General features: G+C 59.4%; 9 protein-coding genes. 6 read left to right on the forward strand and 3 right to left on the reverse strand.

What is annotated here, in order from left to right:
- Positions 1-96 precede the first annotated feature (96 nt).
- From brnQ to ADB02_RS02665, 5 genes are all read left to right on the forward strand, one after another.
- Positions 97-1,500 carry a branched-chain amino acid transport system II carrier protein gene (brnQ, locus tag ADB02_RS02645; RefSeq protein ID WP_049189587.1) on the forward strand — a complete coding sequence of 468 codons (1,404 nt, stop codon included), beginning with the start codon at positions 97-99 and terminating at the stop codon, positions 1,498-1,500.
- A gap of 80 nt (positions 1,501-1,580) precedes the next feature.
- The gene (locus ADB02_RS02650) at positions 1,581-2,825 is read left to right on the forward strand and encodes a dicarboxylate/amino acid:cation symporter (protein WP_049189588.1); all 1,245 of its coding nucleotides are present in this window, start codon (positions 1,581-1,583) and stop codon (positions 2,823-2,825) included.
- Positions 2,826-2,948: 123 nt separating this feature from the next.
- Complete coding sequence (thrC, locus tag ADB02_RS02655) at positions 2,949-4,397, forward strand: threonine synthase (protein ID WP_049189589.1); 1,449 nt, start codon at positions 2,949-2,951, stop codon at positions 4,395-4,397.
- Positions 4,398-4,534: 137 nt separating this feature from the next.
- Entirely contained in the window at positions 4,535-6,271 is a 1,737-nt protein-coding gene (locus tag ADB02_RS02660; RefSeq protein ID WP_241482387.1) for a thiamine pyrophosphate-binding protein, read from the forward strand.
- A gap of 77 nt (positions 6,272-6,348) precedes the next feature.
- A complete protein-coding gene (locus tag ADB02_RS02665) occupies positions 6,349-7,776 on the forward strand; it encodes an MFS transporter (RefSeq protein ID WP_049189591.1) in 1,428 nt (475 codons plus the stop codon).
- Positions 7,777-7,805: 29 nt separating this feature from the next.
- Here the strand turns inward: ADB02_RS02665 and ADB02_RS02670 are convergent, their stop codons facing one another.
- The 3 genes from ADB02_RS02670 to ADB02_RS02680 all read right to left on the reverse strand — a co-directional run bounded on the left by ADB02_RS02670 (position 7,806) and on the right by ADB02_RS02680 (position 14,702).
- Positions 7,806-10,019 (reverse strand): hypothetical protein, encoded by a 2,214-nt coding sequence (locus ADB02_RS02670; RefSeq protein WP_049189592.1) that lies wholly within the window; start codon positions 10,017-10,019, stop codon positions 7,806-7,808.
- Positions 10,020-10,117: 98 nt separating this feature from the next.
- On the reverse strand, positions 10,118-13,300 hold the full coding sequence (locus ADB02_RS02675; RefSeq protein WP_049189593.1) for a bifunctional [glutamine synthetase] adenylyltransferase/[glutamine synthetase]-adenylyl-L-tyrosine phosphorylase: 3,183 nt from the start codon (positions 13,298-13,300) through the stop codon (positions 10,118-10,120).
- Positions 13,301-13,361: 61 nt separating this feature from the next.
- The gene (locus ADB02_RS02680; protein WP_005511085.1) at positions 13,362-14,702 is read right to left on the reverse strand and encodes a glutamine synthetase family protein; all 1,341 of its coding nucleotides are present in this window, start codon (positions 14,700-14,702) and stop codon (positions 13,362-13,364) included.
- 140 nt (positions 14,703-14,842) lie between these two features.
- Here ADB02_RS02680 and panB point away from each other — a divergent pair, with 140 nt between their 5' ends.
- Positions 14,843-15,652, forward strand: coding sequence for a 3-methyl-2-oxobutanoate hydroxymethyltransferase (panB, locus tag ADB02_RS02685; protein ID WP_224783789.1), 810 nt, complete (start codon positions 14,843-14,845; stop codon positions 15,650-15,652).
- Positions 15,653-15,662 lie beyond the last annotated feature (10 nt).

The raw sequence follows: 15,662 nt of genomic DNA on the forward strand, positions 1-15,662 counted from the left end.
CCACCGCAGCACAGGCAACAACGGCGTCGCCACAGCAGCTTGCAGCATCGCCCTTGACCTTACGGGCGACACTAATTTAGAAAGAACACAATTCTCATGACCAAGTCGAGCGGAGTGGAGTCCCTGAAGTCTTTCGCTTCCATTATCGTTGTTACAGCTCTCATGCTGTTTTCGATGTTCTTCGGCGCGGGCAACCTCATCTTCCCGCCGAAGCTCGGAGTGGATTCCGGTACCAATTTTGGCCCCTCAATCACCGGCTTCCTGCTCACCGGTGTGGCGTTGCCAGTTCTGGCCATCATCGCCATCGCCATTTCAGGCAACAACCTGCGTGACCTAGCGTTTCGCGCAGGCCGCATCTTTTCCTTGGGCTTCCCGGTAATCGCATACCTTTCCATCGGTGCTTTCTACGCTCTGCCGCGTACCGGTGCCGTGTCGTACGAAACCGGTGTCCAGCCGATTTTCGGCAGTGATTCACTGGCCGTCGCTGCGGCCTTCTACTTTGTTTTCTTCGGTATCGCCTTAGCATTGGCGTGGAATCCGAATGAGATTGTGTCCAAACTGGGCAAGATTCTCACTCCGGCTCTGCTGATTCTCTTGGTTGTATTGGTTGGAATGTCGGCATTCAAATTCGATGCCGCTCCAGCTGCGCCAATTGAGAAGTACTCCTCTACCCCATTTGCCTCCGGCCTAGTCGAGGGCTACCTCACCATGGACTCCATCGCCGGCCTGGCATTCGGCATTATTGTCATTTCTGCCCTCCGCGTCAGCGGTGTCCCAGAGGGCAAGCGTATGGTTCGCGGCACAATGATCTCAGGCCTGTTCGCCGGCATTTTGCTGGCCATCATCTACTTGGGTCTGGGCTATGTCGGCCAGGTGCTGCCGAATGCCGCCTCCTTCGATAACGGCTCGGGCATTCTCGCAGAGGCTTCCAAGCTGGCCATGGGCCAGGTCGGACAGATTGTCTTCGGCCTCATCGTTCTGCTCGCATGTATGACCACCGCTGTCGGCCTGATTGCCGCCACCAGCGAGTTCTTCAACCTGCTACTTCCGGGCATCAGTTACAAGGCCTGGGCGATTATCTTCACGGTCATGTCCTTCGTAATGGCAACACAGGGGCTGTCTCAGGTACTGGCGATTGCCGCGCCAATCATCACCTTTATTTACCCGCCGGCTATCACGCTGATTGCACTGACTCTTCTCGACCCGGTCATTTCCTACTCCTTCAAGCTGCATTACACCTACCGCCTGGGCGTCTGGGTTGCCACCATCTGGTCGGGTATCTCGGTGCTCTCCGGTTTGGGTGTCGGTGGTTCTGCTTTGGCGGACTTCCTCAGTCTCGTACCTGGTCAGACCATCGAGTTCGGATGGTTCCTGCCAACTCTGGCAGCGACGGTAATTGGTTACGCAATTGACGTCGTCACGCGAAAGCAGCGCGCAAATCGCCCGGCGAGTGTGCTTGCCGACGAGACCGTTGCAGAAGAGGTAGCCGAAAAGGCGTAAAACCACACCCGGTTATTTGCGTTGCATAACGTAAATACCGCACGCTAGAGAAGTAAATTCCATCCGAACAAGGATTGACTATGAGTACCCGAATGCGTTTTACGCAAACGCTCCTATTCCGCGTTATTGTCGCGATTATTCTGGGCATTGTCTGCAGCTTTTTCTTCCCGGAATGGCTGGCTCGAATTTTTGTCACTTTCAATGGCCTCTTTGGTAACTTCCTGGGCTTCTTTATCCCGGTGCTGATTTTTGCCCTCATCACGCCGGCGATTGCCAGCCTGGGCCGCGGCGCCGGAAAGTGGCTGGGTATTACCACTGCTATCGCCTACGGCTCGACGGTGTTTTCAGGCTTGCTGGCCTACGCCGCCACCCAGGGGCTCTACCCTTGGCTGCTCGGCGCTGACCAAGCCGGCGCATCGGTGGATATTGATGAGGGCGCGCTGGAGAGCTTCTTCAATGTGGAGATGCCACCGCCGTTTGACGTCATGACCGCCCTGTTGCTGGCTTTCACGGTCGGTGTGGCGATGACCACCGTGAAGTCGGACTCGCTCTACCGCGGTGCGACGCAGCTGCGCGACGTGATTATGAAGATCATCTCGGCGTTTATCATCCCGCTGCTGCCGATTTACATCTTTGGCATGTTCCTGTCTATGGGCATGAACGGCAACCTGACCACGACGCTGTCGATGTTCTTCAAGGTGCTGCTTCTGGCAGTCATCGGCACCGTGCTCCTGTTGGCAATCCAGTTCTCCATCGCTGGCGCCATCGCTGGCCGTAGCCCGTGGACGTCCCTGAAGAACATGCTGCCGGCTTACGTCACCGCACTCGGCACCTCCTCCTCGGCCGCTACCATTCCGGTGACGTACAAGGCCGCGCTGAAGAATGGTGTCTCGGAGAAGGTCGCTGGCTTTACCGTGCCGCTGTGCGCAACCATCCACCTGGCCGGTTCGATGATGAAGATCACGCTGTTCGCGTTTGCGGTGATGTTCATGGCGGACAAGCCGCTTTCGCCGGGCATGGCCATCGGCTTCATTCTCACTTTGGGTATCACCATGATTGCGGCTCCGGGCGTTCCGGGTGGCGCAATTATGGCCGCGGTCGGTGTGCTGCAGTCCATGCTGGGCTTCGATCAGGAGCAGGTCGCTTTGATGATTGCCGCCTACATCGCCATCGACTCCTTCGGTACCGCATGTAATGTCACTGGTGACGGTGCAATTGCCATGATTGTTAACCGCTTTGCCAAGGATGATGTCATCGACCGTTCCGAAGAGCTCAGCTTCGACGCTGAAGAGGCCAATTCCGCATCTTCCACAACCGAGGCCTAACTGGCTTCGGTGCATATGTAAAAATTAAAGAAAACATCCACCGGTCAACCCCGTCGCAATCTTTCAAAAGGCCTTCTTATGGGCCGATGCGGCGGGTGTTGGCATACATGTAAGGGGCCCGCCTTGGACTTCATTTCGACTCGCGACCCAGAGCGCACGCCGCACAAGTTCTCAGACATTCTCCTGGGAGGTCTCGCTAACGACGGTGGCCTCTACCTGCCGGTCGAGTACCCACAGGTTGACGATGCCACTTTGACGCGTTGGCGCTCCGTGCTTGTCGACGACGGTTACGCAGCCTTGGCTGCAGAGGTCGTCAGCCTTTTTGTGGACGACATTCCACTGGAGGATTTGCGCGGTATCTGTGCACGGGCGTACACCTACCCGAAGTTCTCCGATCCGGATATTGTGCCGGTGACGAAGCTGGAAGATCAGCTCTACATCGGTCACTTGTCCATGGGCCCCACAGCGGCATTCAAGGATATGGCGATGCAGCTGCTCGGTGAGTTCTTCGAGTATGAACTGGCTCGTCGTGGCGAGACCCTGAACATCCTCGGCGCCACCTCTGGTGACACGGGTTCCTCGGCCGAGTATGCAATGCGCGGCCGTGAGGGAATCAGCGTGTTCATGCTAACTCCGGCTGGTCGAATGACCGCGTTCCAGCAGGCTCAGATGTTTGGTCTGCAGGATGCCAACATTCACAACGTCGCCCTCGACGGTGTCTTCGACGATTGCCAGGACATCGTTAAGGCGGTCTCCGGTGACTTGGAGTACAAGGCCAGCCGCCACATTGGCGCAGTCAACTCCATCAACTGGGCTCGCCTGATGGCTCAGATCGTGTACTACGTCTCCTCGTGGATTCGTGTCACTGGCGGCAACGGTGCTGAGGCGAACAACGCGCAGAAGGTCAGCTTCAGTGTGCCGACCGGCAACTTCGGTGATATTTGCGCCGGCCATATTGCGCGCCAGATGGGTGTGCCAATTGACCGCCTGATTGTGGCTACCAATGAAAACGATGTCTTGGATGAGTTCTTCCGCACGGGTGCCTACCGCGTGCGCAGCGCTGCGGAGACTCAGGCTACCTCTTCCCCATCGATGGATATCTCCCGCGCGTCTAACTTCGAGCGTTTCATCTTCGATCTGCTGGGGCGCGATGCTGAGCGCACTGCAGACCTCTTTGGTGTCAAGGTCAAGGAGGGCGGCTTCTCTCTTACTGCTGATCCGATCTTCCCGGAGGCTTCTGCCCAGTACGGTTTCCTCTCCGGTCGCTCGACTCACGCTGACCGCGTCGAGACCATCAAGGACTGCTGGGAGCGCCTAGAGGTCATGGTCGATCCGCACACCGCTGACGGCATCCACGTCGCCCGCGGCCTGGTAGACCAGGTATCCACCCCAATTGTCTGCCTGGAGACCGCTCTGCCGGTAAAGTTCTCCGAGACCATCCTGGAGGCCACCGGACGCGAGCCGGACTGCCCGGAGCGTTTCGCGGACATCATGAATGCCCCGCGCCGCGTTACCGAGCTGCCGAATGATGTCGATGTGGTGAAGAAGTTCATCGACGACAACGTGGCTTAAAACCGGGCATAGCCCAACCTCCCCCCCCCATCCGCGCAGCAGCGATGTGGAATAGTGCCCTCTTTTTTAAGGGCAAACGGCATTATCTTGGGCTATAGGGCTGTTATTACCCCCGTGATTACCTCACAATTGTTCACATGAGTTTCACTCGAGTTAATAGCCGTCCTATGCCCCACGCGCCCGCATCTTCCCCGCAGGAAGGTTCCCAAAAGACAACCACGGTCTCGCGGGCGCTGGCCGACACACTGGCCCAGCACTGCGACCACTGCTTCGGTCTCATCGGCAACGCGAACTCCCACTTCACGTCAGCCCTTACTGAATCGGGATTCGGCTACTCCTCCGTCCGACACGAATCGGCTGCTGTCGGGGCCGCCGATGCATTCCACCGTGCAGGTGGAGGGCTTGCCATCGCGACCGCCACTTGCGGCGCAGGATTTACCAATGCGCTAACCACTCTGGCCGAGGCTCGAGTAGCCCGTATTCCGCTAATTTTTGTCGTCGGCACGCACCCGGAACGCCCACGTCCCTTTGACCTTAATCAGGCGGCGCTCCTCGACGCCCTCGACGTCTGTCATCGCACCGTTACTCCCGAGTCCGCGCTTGACGACGCAAACTTTGCGGTCCAGCACGCACTGAGTTCTCGGCAGCCTGTCGTGCTGCTGCTCCCCTATGACATCCAAGAAGCACCGATTACGGCATCTGCGTCTGAAACACAGTCGACTAATCAGGAGCATCTGCACACCGGCCGACCAGAATGGTTGGAGTCAACTGTCGCGTCGCTGGCCGAGGAACTGCAAACTGCCCGTCGCCCACTCATTATTGCTGGTAGAGGTGTGTTGCTCTCTGGTACCGCAGATCTAGTTCGCCGCATCGGGGACGGTGCGGGGGCACTGTTTATGCACTCAGCGATGGCTCGTCATGTGCTTTCCAGTCCGTGGCAGATTGGCACCGTGGGCGGTTTTGCGCACGCGTGGCAGGTGGAGCTAGCTCGACAGGCCGATGTGGTGCTGTTCCTGGGAGCAAGCTTCAACGCTTTCCAAAACCGTGGCGGCAGCATGTTTGCACCGGACGCGAAGATTATCCAGGTTGTCGACGAGCCCCATCCCGCTGCTCAGCCGTCGGTGACACCGCTATTGGCTAAGTTGGAGGAACTTCTGCCCGTACTGGCAGAGCAGCTGGAGAAGTCCCGGGGGTCGTCGTCAAGCACATGGCGTGCGGAGTTGAAGACACTGCCGACGACAGCGGAGGTCGAGTCGCTGACGTGCGCGGATGGCCGGTTGGATCCGCGGGCGTGCCTGCAGTATCTGAATCGTATCCTGCCCAATCAGCGCGCTGTGTGTACTGACGGTGGCCATTTCCTGGGGTGGGTTCCGAAATATCTTGATGTGCCTGGTCCGCAGCAGCAAGTGATTGTGGGCACGGCGATTCAGTCAATTGGTTTGGGCATGGGGTCACTTGTCGGCCTCGCGGCGGCACGCCCCAAGGACTATTGCGTGCTAGTCGCCGGTGACGGTGGCGGCACGATGGGTATTGCGGATTTACCTGCGGCGATTGAGCAGCTGCGGCGTGGTCGTGGCGGTTGCGTGGTGTTCATTAACGATGCTGCCTATGGCGCGGAGCTGCACCAGTTTGGCGATGTCGGGTTGGACACCTCGTCCATGGAGATTGCCGACTACGACTTCGCCGCAGTCGGACGTGCCTATGGCGCTCACGGTTTCAGTGTCGGCGAACCTGAGGACTTTGCCCAACTCGACGCCTACTTCCATGACGTTTCCAACTCCGATGAGGCTTCCGTTGCCGTAATTGATTTCAAGGTCTCACGGCTGGTGGTCGCGGACTTCGTGAAGGAAGTTCTGGCTAAGGCACAAAGGTAGTTTGCCGCAGGCATGATCGGGGCCATCTAGGCCCCGGTGCGACCCCTCTTCAGGCCGGTTGGTTGATGGGGTCTACAATGTGGCGAGTGGTAAAGCAGCGTAACGGTAAAGATCAGATTTCATCAACAGATCAGCCCGCCACCGCAGTGGCAAAGGACCCGCGCGAGCATGTCACTGGTCGCGCGATTGCCGTCTGGCTGGCGGCGCTGATTACCTACATCGTTGCCATCGTCGGCCGCACCTCCATGGGTGTCGCTGGCGTCGAGGCGCTCGATCGCTTCCATATCAACGCCTCCCAACTCGCGCTGTTCACCGCCGTGCAGGTTGGCGTCTACGCCCTGGCGCAGATTCCGACGGGCATCATCATTGACCGCGTCGGCGCCAAGAAAACGATGGTCGTGGGCGCACTGATCATGGCACTGGGCCAGGTCATCATTGCGTTCACGACATCGTATCCGCTGGCTGTCATTGCTCGTGTGTTCATCGGCGCCGGCGATGCCACCGCATTCCTCGGTGCTATGCGGCTGCTTCCCGCGTGGTTCCCACTGCGCGTCACTCCGCTGTTCACGCAGCTCACGGCTGGTCTTGGCCAGCTCGGCCAGTTCATCTCTGCGGTCCCGTTCCTCGCGATTCTGCACGCCGCGGGGTGGGTGCCCGCGTTCTTGTCGCTGAGCACCGCGGGTCTTCTCATCGCTATCGTAGGCATGATCGCGCTTGCCGACGTCCCGGAGAACTCCTCCACAGCCAAGATGTCACTTCGTAAACGCCGCGCCGCCGAGAAGGCCGCGAAAACGGCTGCCGATGGCGGAGCCTCTGCCGCAGCCGATGAGAAACTAACTATCGGCCAGACTCTGAAGATTGTGACCACTCACCCGGTGTGCTGGCAGGGTTTCTTCACTCACTGGACTGGTTTGATGCATCAGTGCATCTTCACATTGCTGTGGGGCATGCCTCTGATGATGCTAGGTATGGGTCTTAAGCCCTCCGAGGCCAGTGTGGTGCTGGTCGTTAACACGCTGTCAGTAATTATCGCCGGGCCGTTGATGGGCATGGTCTCGGCACGCACCGGCCGCGACCGTATCAAGGTTGTTGTCGCAATCGCGTTTATCAACATGGCCGTCTGGCTTGTGTTCCTGGCACCGAGCAACCCACCAGCGTACTGGGCAATTATCGTAGTCAACATCCTAATGGCCGGTCTTGGTGCAATGTCCAACTTCGGCTTTGACTCAGTGCGCGAAGAGGTCGATCGCAAGGTACTCGCCACCGGCACTGGGTTGGCGAATATGGGCGGTTTTGTGGCCACCATGCTCGCTGCACAAGGTGTCGGCTTCCTGCTGGATATTGCAGCTCCCGATGGAAATTACACCTGGGAGACCTTCCGCATTGGCTGGTTGGCTGTCGTCGGTGTGTGGGTGATTGGTTTCGTTGGCCTGCTGGTTGCAAAGCGTGCGGCGGCACGCTTTGTCGCCCAGCAGAGCCGTTTTGAGCTGGAACCTACGGAGTAGGAACTACAGGAAGTCGAGAGACGGAGCGGCTAGAACAGCGAAAGCTGCTCTGGTCCTTCCAGTCCCTCCGAGTCATCCGAGTCCTCCGATCGCCCAGAGGAGTCTGCGCGGCCGCTATCCGCCGTGCGTTCGCTGCCATCGGTCTGAGCACCATGGGAAGCGCGCTCACCGGTGTCAGTTTCGGAGGCTGCGTTCTCCGGGACGTCGTCAAGCGAAGGCGTTGATGCTACGGCCTCACGCTCATACATTTCCTGCAGCTTCTCGGTCTTGGTAATGCGGACTAGCTCGGCGTAGATGACCAGCTTCATAGAACTATTGACCAGTGGCCCCAGCTGGGAAAACAGGACATCGACGTCGCCGTCAACCGCGAGGCAAGCGCGACGCAGGCTCTCCTCGGAAATAATCCAGCGAGAAGTTTCCGCGCAGGTTTCGCGGTCGCCGATGAAGTCCAACGCGAGGGCAACCTGGTTGCTGGCGACGCCATCCAATGTGGCAGCCAGGCGCTCGTTAGGTGCGGCATCCTTGAACAGGCGGGCAATCTGGACTGCCTCCGCCGTCGGCACCTGGCCAGCGGCATACTCAGCGATGAGTTCGGCCATGCGCTGAGCACCGACGTGCTGATCAGTCAGCCAGATGTCGTGCAAGGCATACATGATGGCCATGGCTTGCCAGGAGGCGTGCCCATGATAGAGAATACCCAAGATGCCGGCCTGCTCCAGCAGCCAACCGACCATCGCTTCCCCATCGGCGCCATTGCGAGCGCAGAGGTTGTCGACATTCCAAGCCATATGCCCTTCGACGCAGCAGCCATAGAACTTCTGATCTTCCTCCAGCTGCGCGGCCAGTGACACTACTTCACGCGCGGCATACGGGTAGCCGTAGGCAAGGGTGGCATGCGACAGATCATCGACGCCCATGGTCACCCACGGAAACTCGCCGTGCCACGGACCGCGACCAACGAGGAAGCCCGCCGCGAGATACGCCCATCGGGTCGAGGCATCAGCGTTGTACCAGTACTGCAGTGCGCGCGGCGTCGGATGCCCGCTGTCAGCGTGAATCAATCCCGCGTTGACCAGCATCTCCACAATCCAGGGCGCCGCGAAAGCACTCGCCCCTATTGACGCTGCGAAGTCCTGAATCCACAGCAGGCTCGATTCCTCATACATGTGCAACGGGTCCTTCAGACGTCCGTCGCCGCTGCCCGCAGCATCCATAAACGCCGAAGCAAACGCCACCGCAGCCACCGAAGCTTCGGTCAATTCCTTTGACTCCAGCGTTGCCGGGAAAGACTCCGTCGGATGCGGCTTACGAATCGACCACATGTCGCCCTTGAGCGCCAACGCGACTGCGCCCACCAGGCGGGCAACCACTGTCGATTCGTTGCGTGCTTCCGATTCTTGCTCAAATGTCGGCATCGCCGGTTCTTCTAGCACAGTCAGCAGCAGACGCTCTTCGGCCCAGCGCACCGCGTCGGCACGTAGTTCAGACCACATATAGGAGGGCAAGTACTTCTCGTCGGTTGCCATCCAGCGCAGCTCATTGCGAATATCCACCGGAGCTGTCATCACCAGAGCCCGCACCTTCACCGGATCGCAGAGGAAGCCTGCAATGAGCTCCACCTGGCGAGCCTGCACATTCCGCACCGTTAAATCGCTGGCGTTCAGGGCTCGCGGTGTGCCCTCTCCCGGCGCGTTATCCGGCTCCAGCCCCATGCGCTCCATACGGCGACTCAGCACATCCGCTGGCATATTCGCCACTAAGTCGGCGACGCGGAAGCTAAGGCTCGGTTCCGCCGGGAACACCTCCGAAATATGTGGCGGCACATGCCACACGCCCGCCGGTTCCTCCCACACGAGCCCCTGGCGCTGGCCACGGCGTAGCACATGCTCAAGCTGCTGCTTGCCGACGCGACGACGCTTGCGGTCAACGCCCTTCGGCGTATCGTGCGCCATCACGTCCGCATCCGATGCCCAATAGGCCACTTCTGTGAGGGTATCCAGCGATGCGGAATCCTCCAGAATATGAACCAAGTGGGCCACATCGAGAACATCGGGATCACAAAAAGACAGCGCCGTATGCGCTGAATCCTGTGACATCAGCAATTCCACCGCCTCTTGCCCAGCAGCTGAGGTATCAGCGGCTGGGCACGTGCGGCTCAATAAAAAACGCAGGTCAGTGCCATCGAGGTTGAGAATGAAATCCTCATACCTAGGGCGTACCGAGTAATCGACGTTGCGTTCCATAGCCCACCATTATGCCCGGTCGCCGTGCTAAGACAAAGGCTGCACCCCGCTGCCACATATTGAGCCTCGCAGCGAGGTGCGGCAGACCTCTGCCCGGCCTACTCGTGGTCGGGGTTCTCCTCACCCCAAAACACACGATTGACGACACGGCTGGAGTGACGAGTCAGACGCAAATAGTGCTCAATAAAACCGTTGGAATCCGATGCCTCCCACCCCGCCGCACCGGCGACCTGAGTCAGCTGACGCCCCGGCTGGGGCAGCTGATCCGTGCGCTTACCACGGGTGAGCACCAGCGCATTGCGAGCATTCGTCGCCATCAGCCAGGCATCCCGAAGTGCGTCGGTATCCTCCGCATCTAGAATTCCGCGGTCTTTCAGCACTTCCAGACACTCCAGCGTCGACGTGTTGTGCAACTCCGGCACCTCGTGGGCATGCAGCATGATTAGCAGCTGCACAGTCCATTCGATATCGGTCAGTGCACCGGAACCGAGTTTGGTGTGGGTACGGCGATCGGCTCCGCGAGGCAGTCGCTCGGAATCAACACGCGCTTTCATACGACGGACATCGCGGACCATCTTGGCATCAGCTCCGCCCTGTGGGTACCTCAGCGGATCGATGGCCTTAAGGAAGCGGGTGCCCAGGTCTTTGTCGCCGGCAATCCAGGTAGCCCGTAGCAGTGCCTGAATCTCCCAGGTTTCACCCCAGCGCTCGTAGTAGGTCACATAGGAATCCAGGGTCCTGACAATCGGGCCCGAGCGTCCTTCTGGGCGCAGGTCCACGTCGACCTCCAATGGCGGGTCCTGGCTTGGCTTTGCCAGCCGACGACGCAACGAGTCACAAATCCTGGTTGCCCACTTGACCGCCTCGGAATCGTCGACAAGCGGCGCTCCATCGGCGTCCTTGCGGGGTTCACAGATGAACATCACGTCGGCATCGGAGCCGTAGCCCAGTTCAGCACCGCCGAGTCGCCCCATACCGATTACGGAGATAATGCCCGGGACCTCCGAGTCAGGATGCTCCAGCGACCACGCACGGATTTCGGCGGCGAGGGCAGCTTCGAGTACGTTGTCCCACACCATCGACAGAGAATGACAGACCTCTTGCACATCCATCAGTCCGAAGAGATCTGCGGAGGCAATGCGCGCGAGCTCTGCACGGCGCAACGCACGTGCCACACCAATGGCCTTAGCTGGACTGTTGTGACGAGCAGCCGCTGCGACCAGCGCACGCCCGACTGCATCGGAGTCGGTATTCAGTAGCTTCGGCCCGGACGCGCCGTCGCCGAACCGTTTAATTACGTCCGGCGCACTCATAATCAGATCAGACGCGTACGGCGAAGAACCGAGCACCCGCATCAACCGCTGGCCGACGACGCCCTCATCGCGCAGCGTACGCAGGAACCACGTTTCGTCGTGGAGCTTCTCAGAGAGCTTGCGATAATTGAGCAGACCCGCGTCGGGGTCTGGCGTCGACGATAGCCACTCCATCAGCGTCGGTAGCAGCATCGCCTGAATACGCGACTTGCGCGAGGTGCCCGCCGCCAGCGCAGAAAGATGCTCGTAGGCGCGATCCGGGTACTGATAGCCCAGCGCGGCCAGCTGGCGCTTTGCCGCATCGGCCGATAGCTGCAGGGTTCCAATGTCCTGCTCCACCACGGAGTTCAGCAGTGGACGGTAGAAAAGCTTGTTGTGCAGGGAGCGGATCTGTGAGCTGGCCAGTCGAACCTGCTTGGCCAGCGGTTTGCTGGCATCGGTGCCGCCCTCACCGACGATGCCAGAGGCGCGACCGAGCCACTGAAGAGCTTCGGTGTCGTCGTCGGCAGGCAACAAATGCGTCCGCCGCATCTTTTGCAGCTGCAGGCGGTGCTCCAGCAGACGGACGAACTCGTAGGCGTTAATCAGCGCGGCACCGTCTTCGCGACCGATATAGCCAGCCTCGACAAGTGCGTCGAGTGCCATCACAGTTGGCAGCACGCGGAGGCTATCGTCATAGCGACCATGGACCAGCTGCAGCAGCTGCACCGCGAACTCGACATCACGCAGACCACCGCGACCGAGCTTGAGCTCTCGGTAGCGAAGCTCTTCGGGGACGTTTTGGACCACACGGGCGCGCATGCGTTGAACATCATCGACGAAGGATTCCCGCTGAGAGGCGGTCCACACCATCGGAGCTAGAGCATCGATGTATTCGCGGCCCAGCTCGATATCGCCTGTCATCGGCCGCGCCTTCAGTAACGCCTGGAACTCCCAGGTTTCAGCCCACCGCTTGTAGTAGGCGACGTGGGAATCCACGGTGCGTACGAGTGCACCCGACTTACCCTCCGGTCGGAGATTCGCGTCGACCTCAAAGAAGCAGTGGCAAGAAATCCGGATAAATTCGCTGGCCAAACGGGTGGCTCGGGCATCCGCCGGCTCTGCGACGAAAATGACATCCACATCGGAGATGTAGTTCAGCTCTTCCGCACCGCACTTGCCCATGGCGATTACGGCCAGGCGTGTTGAGACCGGCGACGAAGGAAAGACCTGTTGCACCGCGACAGAGAGTGCAGCCGTCAACGCCGCATCAGCCAGATCACTGAGTGCCTCCGAGACCTGACGGAATGGGACTTGTGGCTGTCCCGGACGGCGAGGGCCCCGTGGGTACGTGCCAGCCAAGTCGTAGCACGCAATACGCATAATCAAGTCGCGGTAGGCGCACTGCATCGCAACTTCGGCCTCACGGCCGGTTAGCTTCGCACGGTACAAACCGGGGCCTTCAAGCGTGGCGGGCGCAACGACGGGGTTGCGATACTCGGGATCCTCCTGCTTTTCCAGACTGGCCTCATCAGTGAGTTCGATGACCTCGGGCACAGCCCCGACGCTGGAGAGCATCTCGCGGAACATGTCTGCCTCAGTTGGAAACTCAGCTTGGAGCAGAACCCACTTTTCTGGGTGTGCAACCAGGTGATCGCCCAGTGCACTCGAGCCGCCGAGCAGCGCAAACATACGCGTACGTAGCGGCACCTGCTCGCGCATGGCTTCATCGAGACCGGACCAGGTGGCCCAGTTCTCCAGCTTTCCCTGCTGCTCCAGCTCGTCGAGAGCGCCTTTCAGCCGCACTAGCGCCATAAGCGCCAGCTTGGGGTCGCTGGCTCCGGCAAGACCCCACAACAGATGTAGGGACTCCTCGTTGTACCACCCCAAATCTTCCAGGTCAGCCCGCGTCCGATCGTCATTACGCAAGCCCAGCGCTGCGGGCCGCGGCACTGATTGGCGAGATGTGCGAGGTCGATTCATCACCATTGAAACTGGTCACCCAAAAAACAAATTAAAGACGAAAAAGGAAGGGGGCGGTACGGGGAAACTAGTAATCCAGAGTTGTGCGCAGCTCCCACTGCGTCACCTGACGCTGGAACTCGCGCCACTCGCGCCACTTATTGAGCAGGAAGAACTCGTAGACATGGTCACCGAGAGCATCGGCCACCAGATCGGAGCGTTCCATCTCCTGCAGCGCCACCTCCAGGGATGTCGGCAAATCGCGGTAGCCCATCGCACGTCGTTCCCGCTTGGTCAACTCGGAGATGTTGTCCTCTGCCTGCTCCGGAAGCTGGTAGCCCTCCTTAATTCCCTTCAAACCGGCGGCCAAAATCACCGAGTAAGCAAGATACGGGTTACAGGCCGAGTCCAAGGAACGAATTTCCACCCGGCGCGAATGTGCCTTACCCGGTGAGTACATGGGCACACGCACGAGAGCCGAGCGGTTGGCCATGCCCCATGTCGCGGACGTCGGAGCCTCATCGCCAAATGCCGTGCGCTTGTAGGAGTTGACCCACTGATTGGTCACAGCGGAAATTTCGCTGGCGTGAGTCAGAATGCCGGCAATGAAACCCTTTGCGGTGTCGGAGAGCTGGTTTTCATCATCCGGGTCGTGGAATGCATTAGTGTCCCCTTCAAAGAGGGAAATATGAGTGTGCATGCCATTGCCCGGCAAATCCTGGAAAGGTTTCGGCATGAATGTCGCCTGCACACCGTTTTTCATTGCGATCTGCTTAATGATGTAGCGGAAAGACATCACGTTATCCGCCATAGTCAGCGGATCGGCGTAGCGCAGATCGATTTCCTGCTGACCCGGCGCATTTTCGTGATGGGAGAACTCCACAGGGATTCCCATGTCTTCCAACACCGTGATCGCTTCTTGGCGAAAGCGGGGTGCGCGGTCGTAGACCGCCTGGTCAAAGTAACCGCCATTGTCCGTTGGCACCGGCGGCTTTCCATCAGTAGCCAGGCTCTCTACTAGGAAAAACTCAATCTCCGGGTGGATGAACGCGTGGAAGCCCTCGTCGGCAAGCGCCTTAATTTGGCGGCGCAGCACCTGGCGTGGATCTGCCCACGACGGCTGACCATCGGGCATGACGATGTCGCAGAACATGCGCGCGGACGTGATTGTGTCTTCTTTATGCAGACGCGGCATGACCTGGAACGTCGAAGGATCCGGTTGCGCGATAGTGTCAGCCTCGGAAACGCGGGAAAAGCCCTCCACCGCGGAGCCATCGAAACCAATGCCCTCTTCAAAGGAGCCCTCGAGCTCAGCCGGTGCGACGGCAACGGACTTCAGATACCCCAAAATATCGGTAAACCAGAGGCGGATATAACGGATATCTTGCTCTTCGATTGCGCGGAGGACGAATTCCTGCTGACTGTTCATACTTTCCAACGTTACCCAGGTGCCCGGATTCGCGGTACACATTTTGACCATCCGGCGTGGCTAGCCAACTGCCGCGCCCGTGTCATAACCGCTGCCCTCGTGGCCTCGAATTGCGGGTGACTATGGCATGCTCTATTGACATGAGCGGAAAAAAGATTCGTCTGAATAATCTGGCCGAATGGAAGGCTGAGTCTCGCCCCTGGGCAATGCTGACTTGCTACGACTACTCCACCGCGCGCGCTTTTTCCGCCGCCGGTGTCGAGCTGCTGTTGGTCGGCGACTCTGCAGCAAACGTTGTCTACGGCTACGACACCACCACCGAGATCTCGCTGGAAGAAATGATCCCGCTTGCTCGCGGTGTCGTCCGGGGCGCTGGCAACGCACTTGTGGTTGCCGATTTACCCTTCGGCACTTACGAGGCCTCCGATGAGCAGGCCGTGCTGTCCGCCGCGAAGATGATGCGCGAAACCGGCGCACACATGATCAAGATCGAAGGTGGCGTGCGTATCGCCCCGCGCATCCGTGCGCTGGTCAACGCCGGCATTCCGGTCATGGCGCACATCGGTTTCACCCCGCAGTCCGTCAACGCGCTGTCCGGTTTCAAGGTCCAGGGGCGCGGTGCGGGGGCGGACCAGCTGCGTGCCGACGCCCATGCGGTAGCCGATGCTGGTGCCGCGGCCGTGGTCCTTGAGATGGTGCCTGCGGATCTGGCCACCGAGATTACCCGCGAGCTATCCATCCCAACCTGTGGCATTGGCGCTGGTAACCAGTGCGATGGCCAGGTTCTCGTCTGGCAGGATGCCTTTGCAGTTCCGGCCGATGGCCGCAGGCCGTCGTTTAGTTCGGTGTTCGAAGAGGTCGGCGAGATGCTGACCAAGGGAGCGAAGCAGTATGTCGACCAGGTGCACTCCCGCGAGTTCCCTACTGAGGCGCAGAACTTCTCGGGTTAGCTCTTCGATT

It is taken from the genome of Corynebacterium sp. 212_CJEI (assembly GCF_001055915.1).
Lineage (GTDB): Bacteria > Actinomycetota > Actinomycetes > Mycobacteriales > Mycobacteriaceae > Corynebacterium > Corynebacterium jeikeium_D.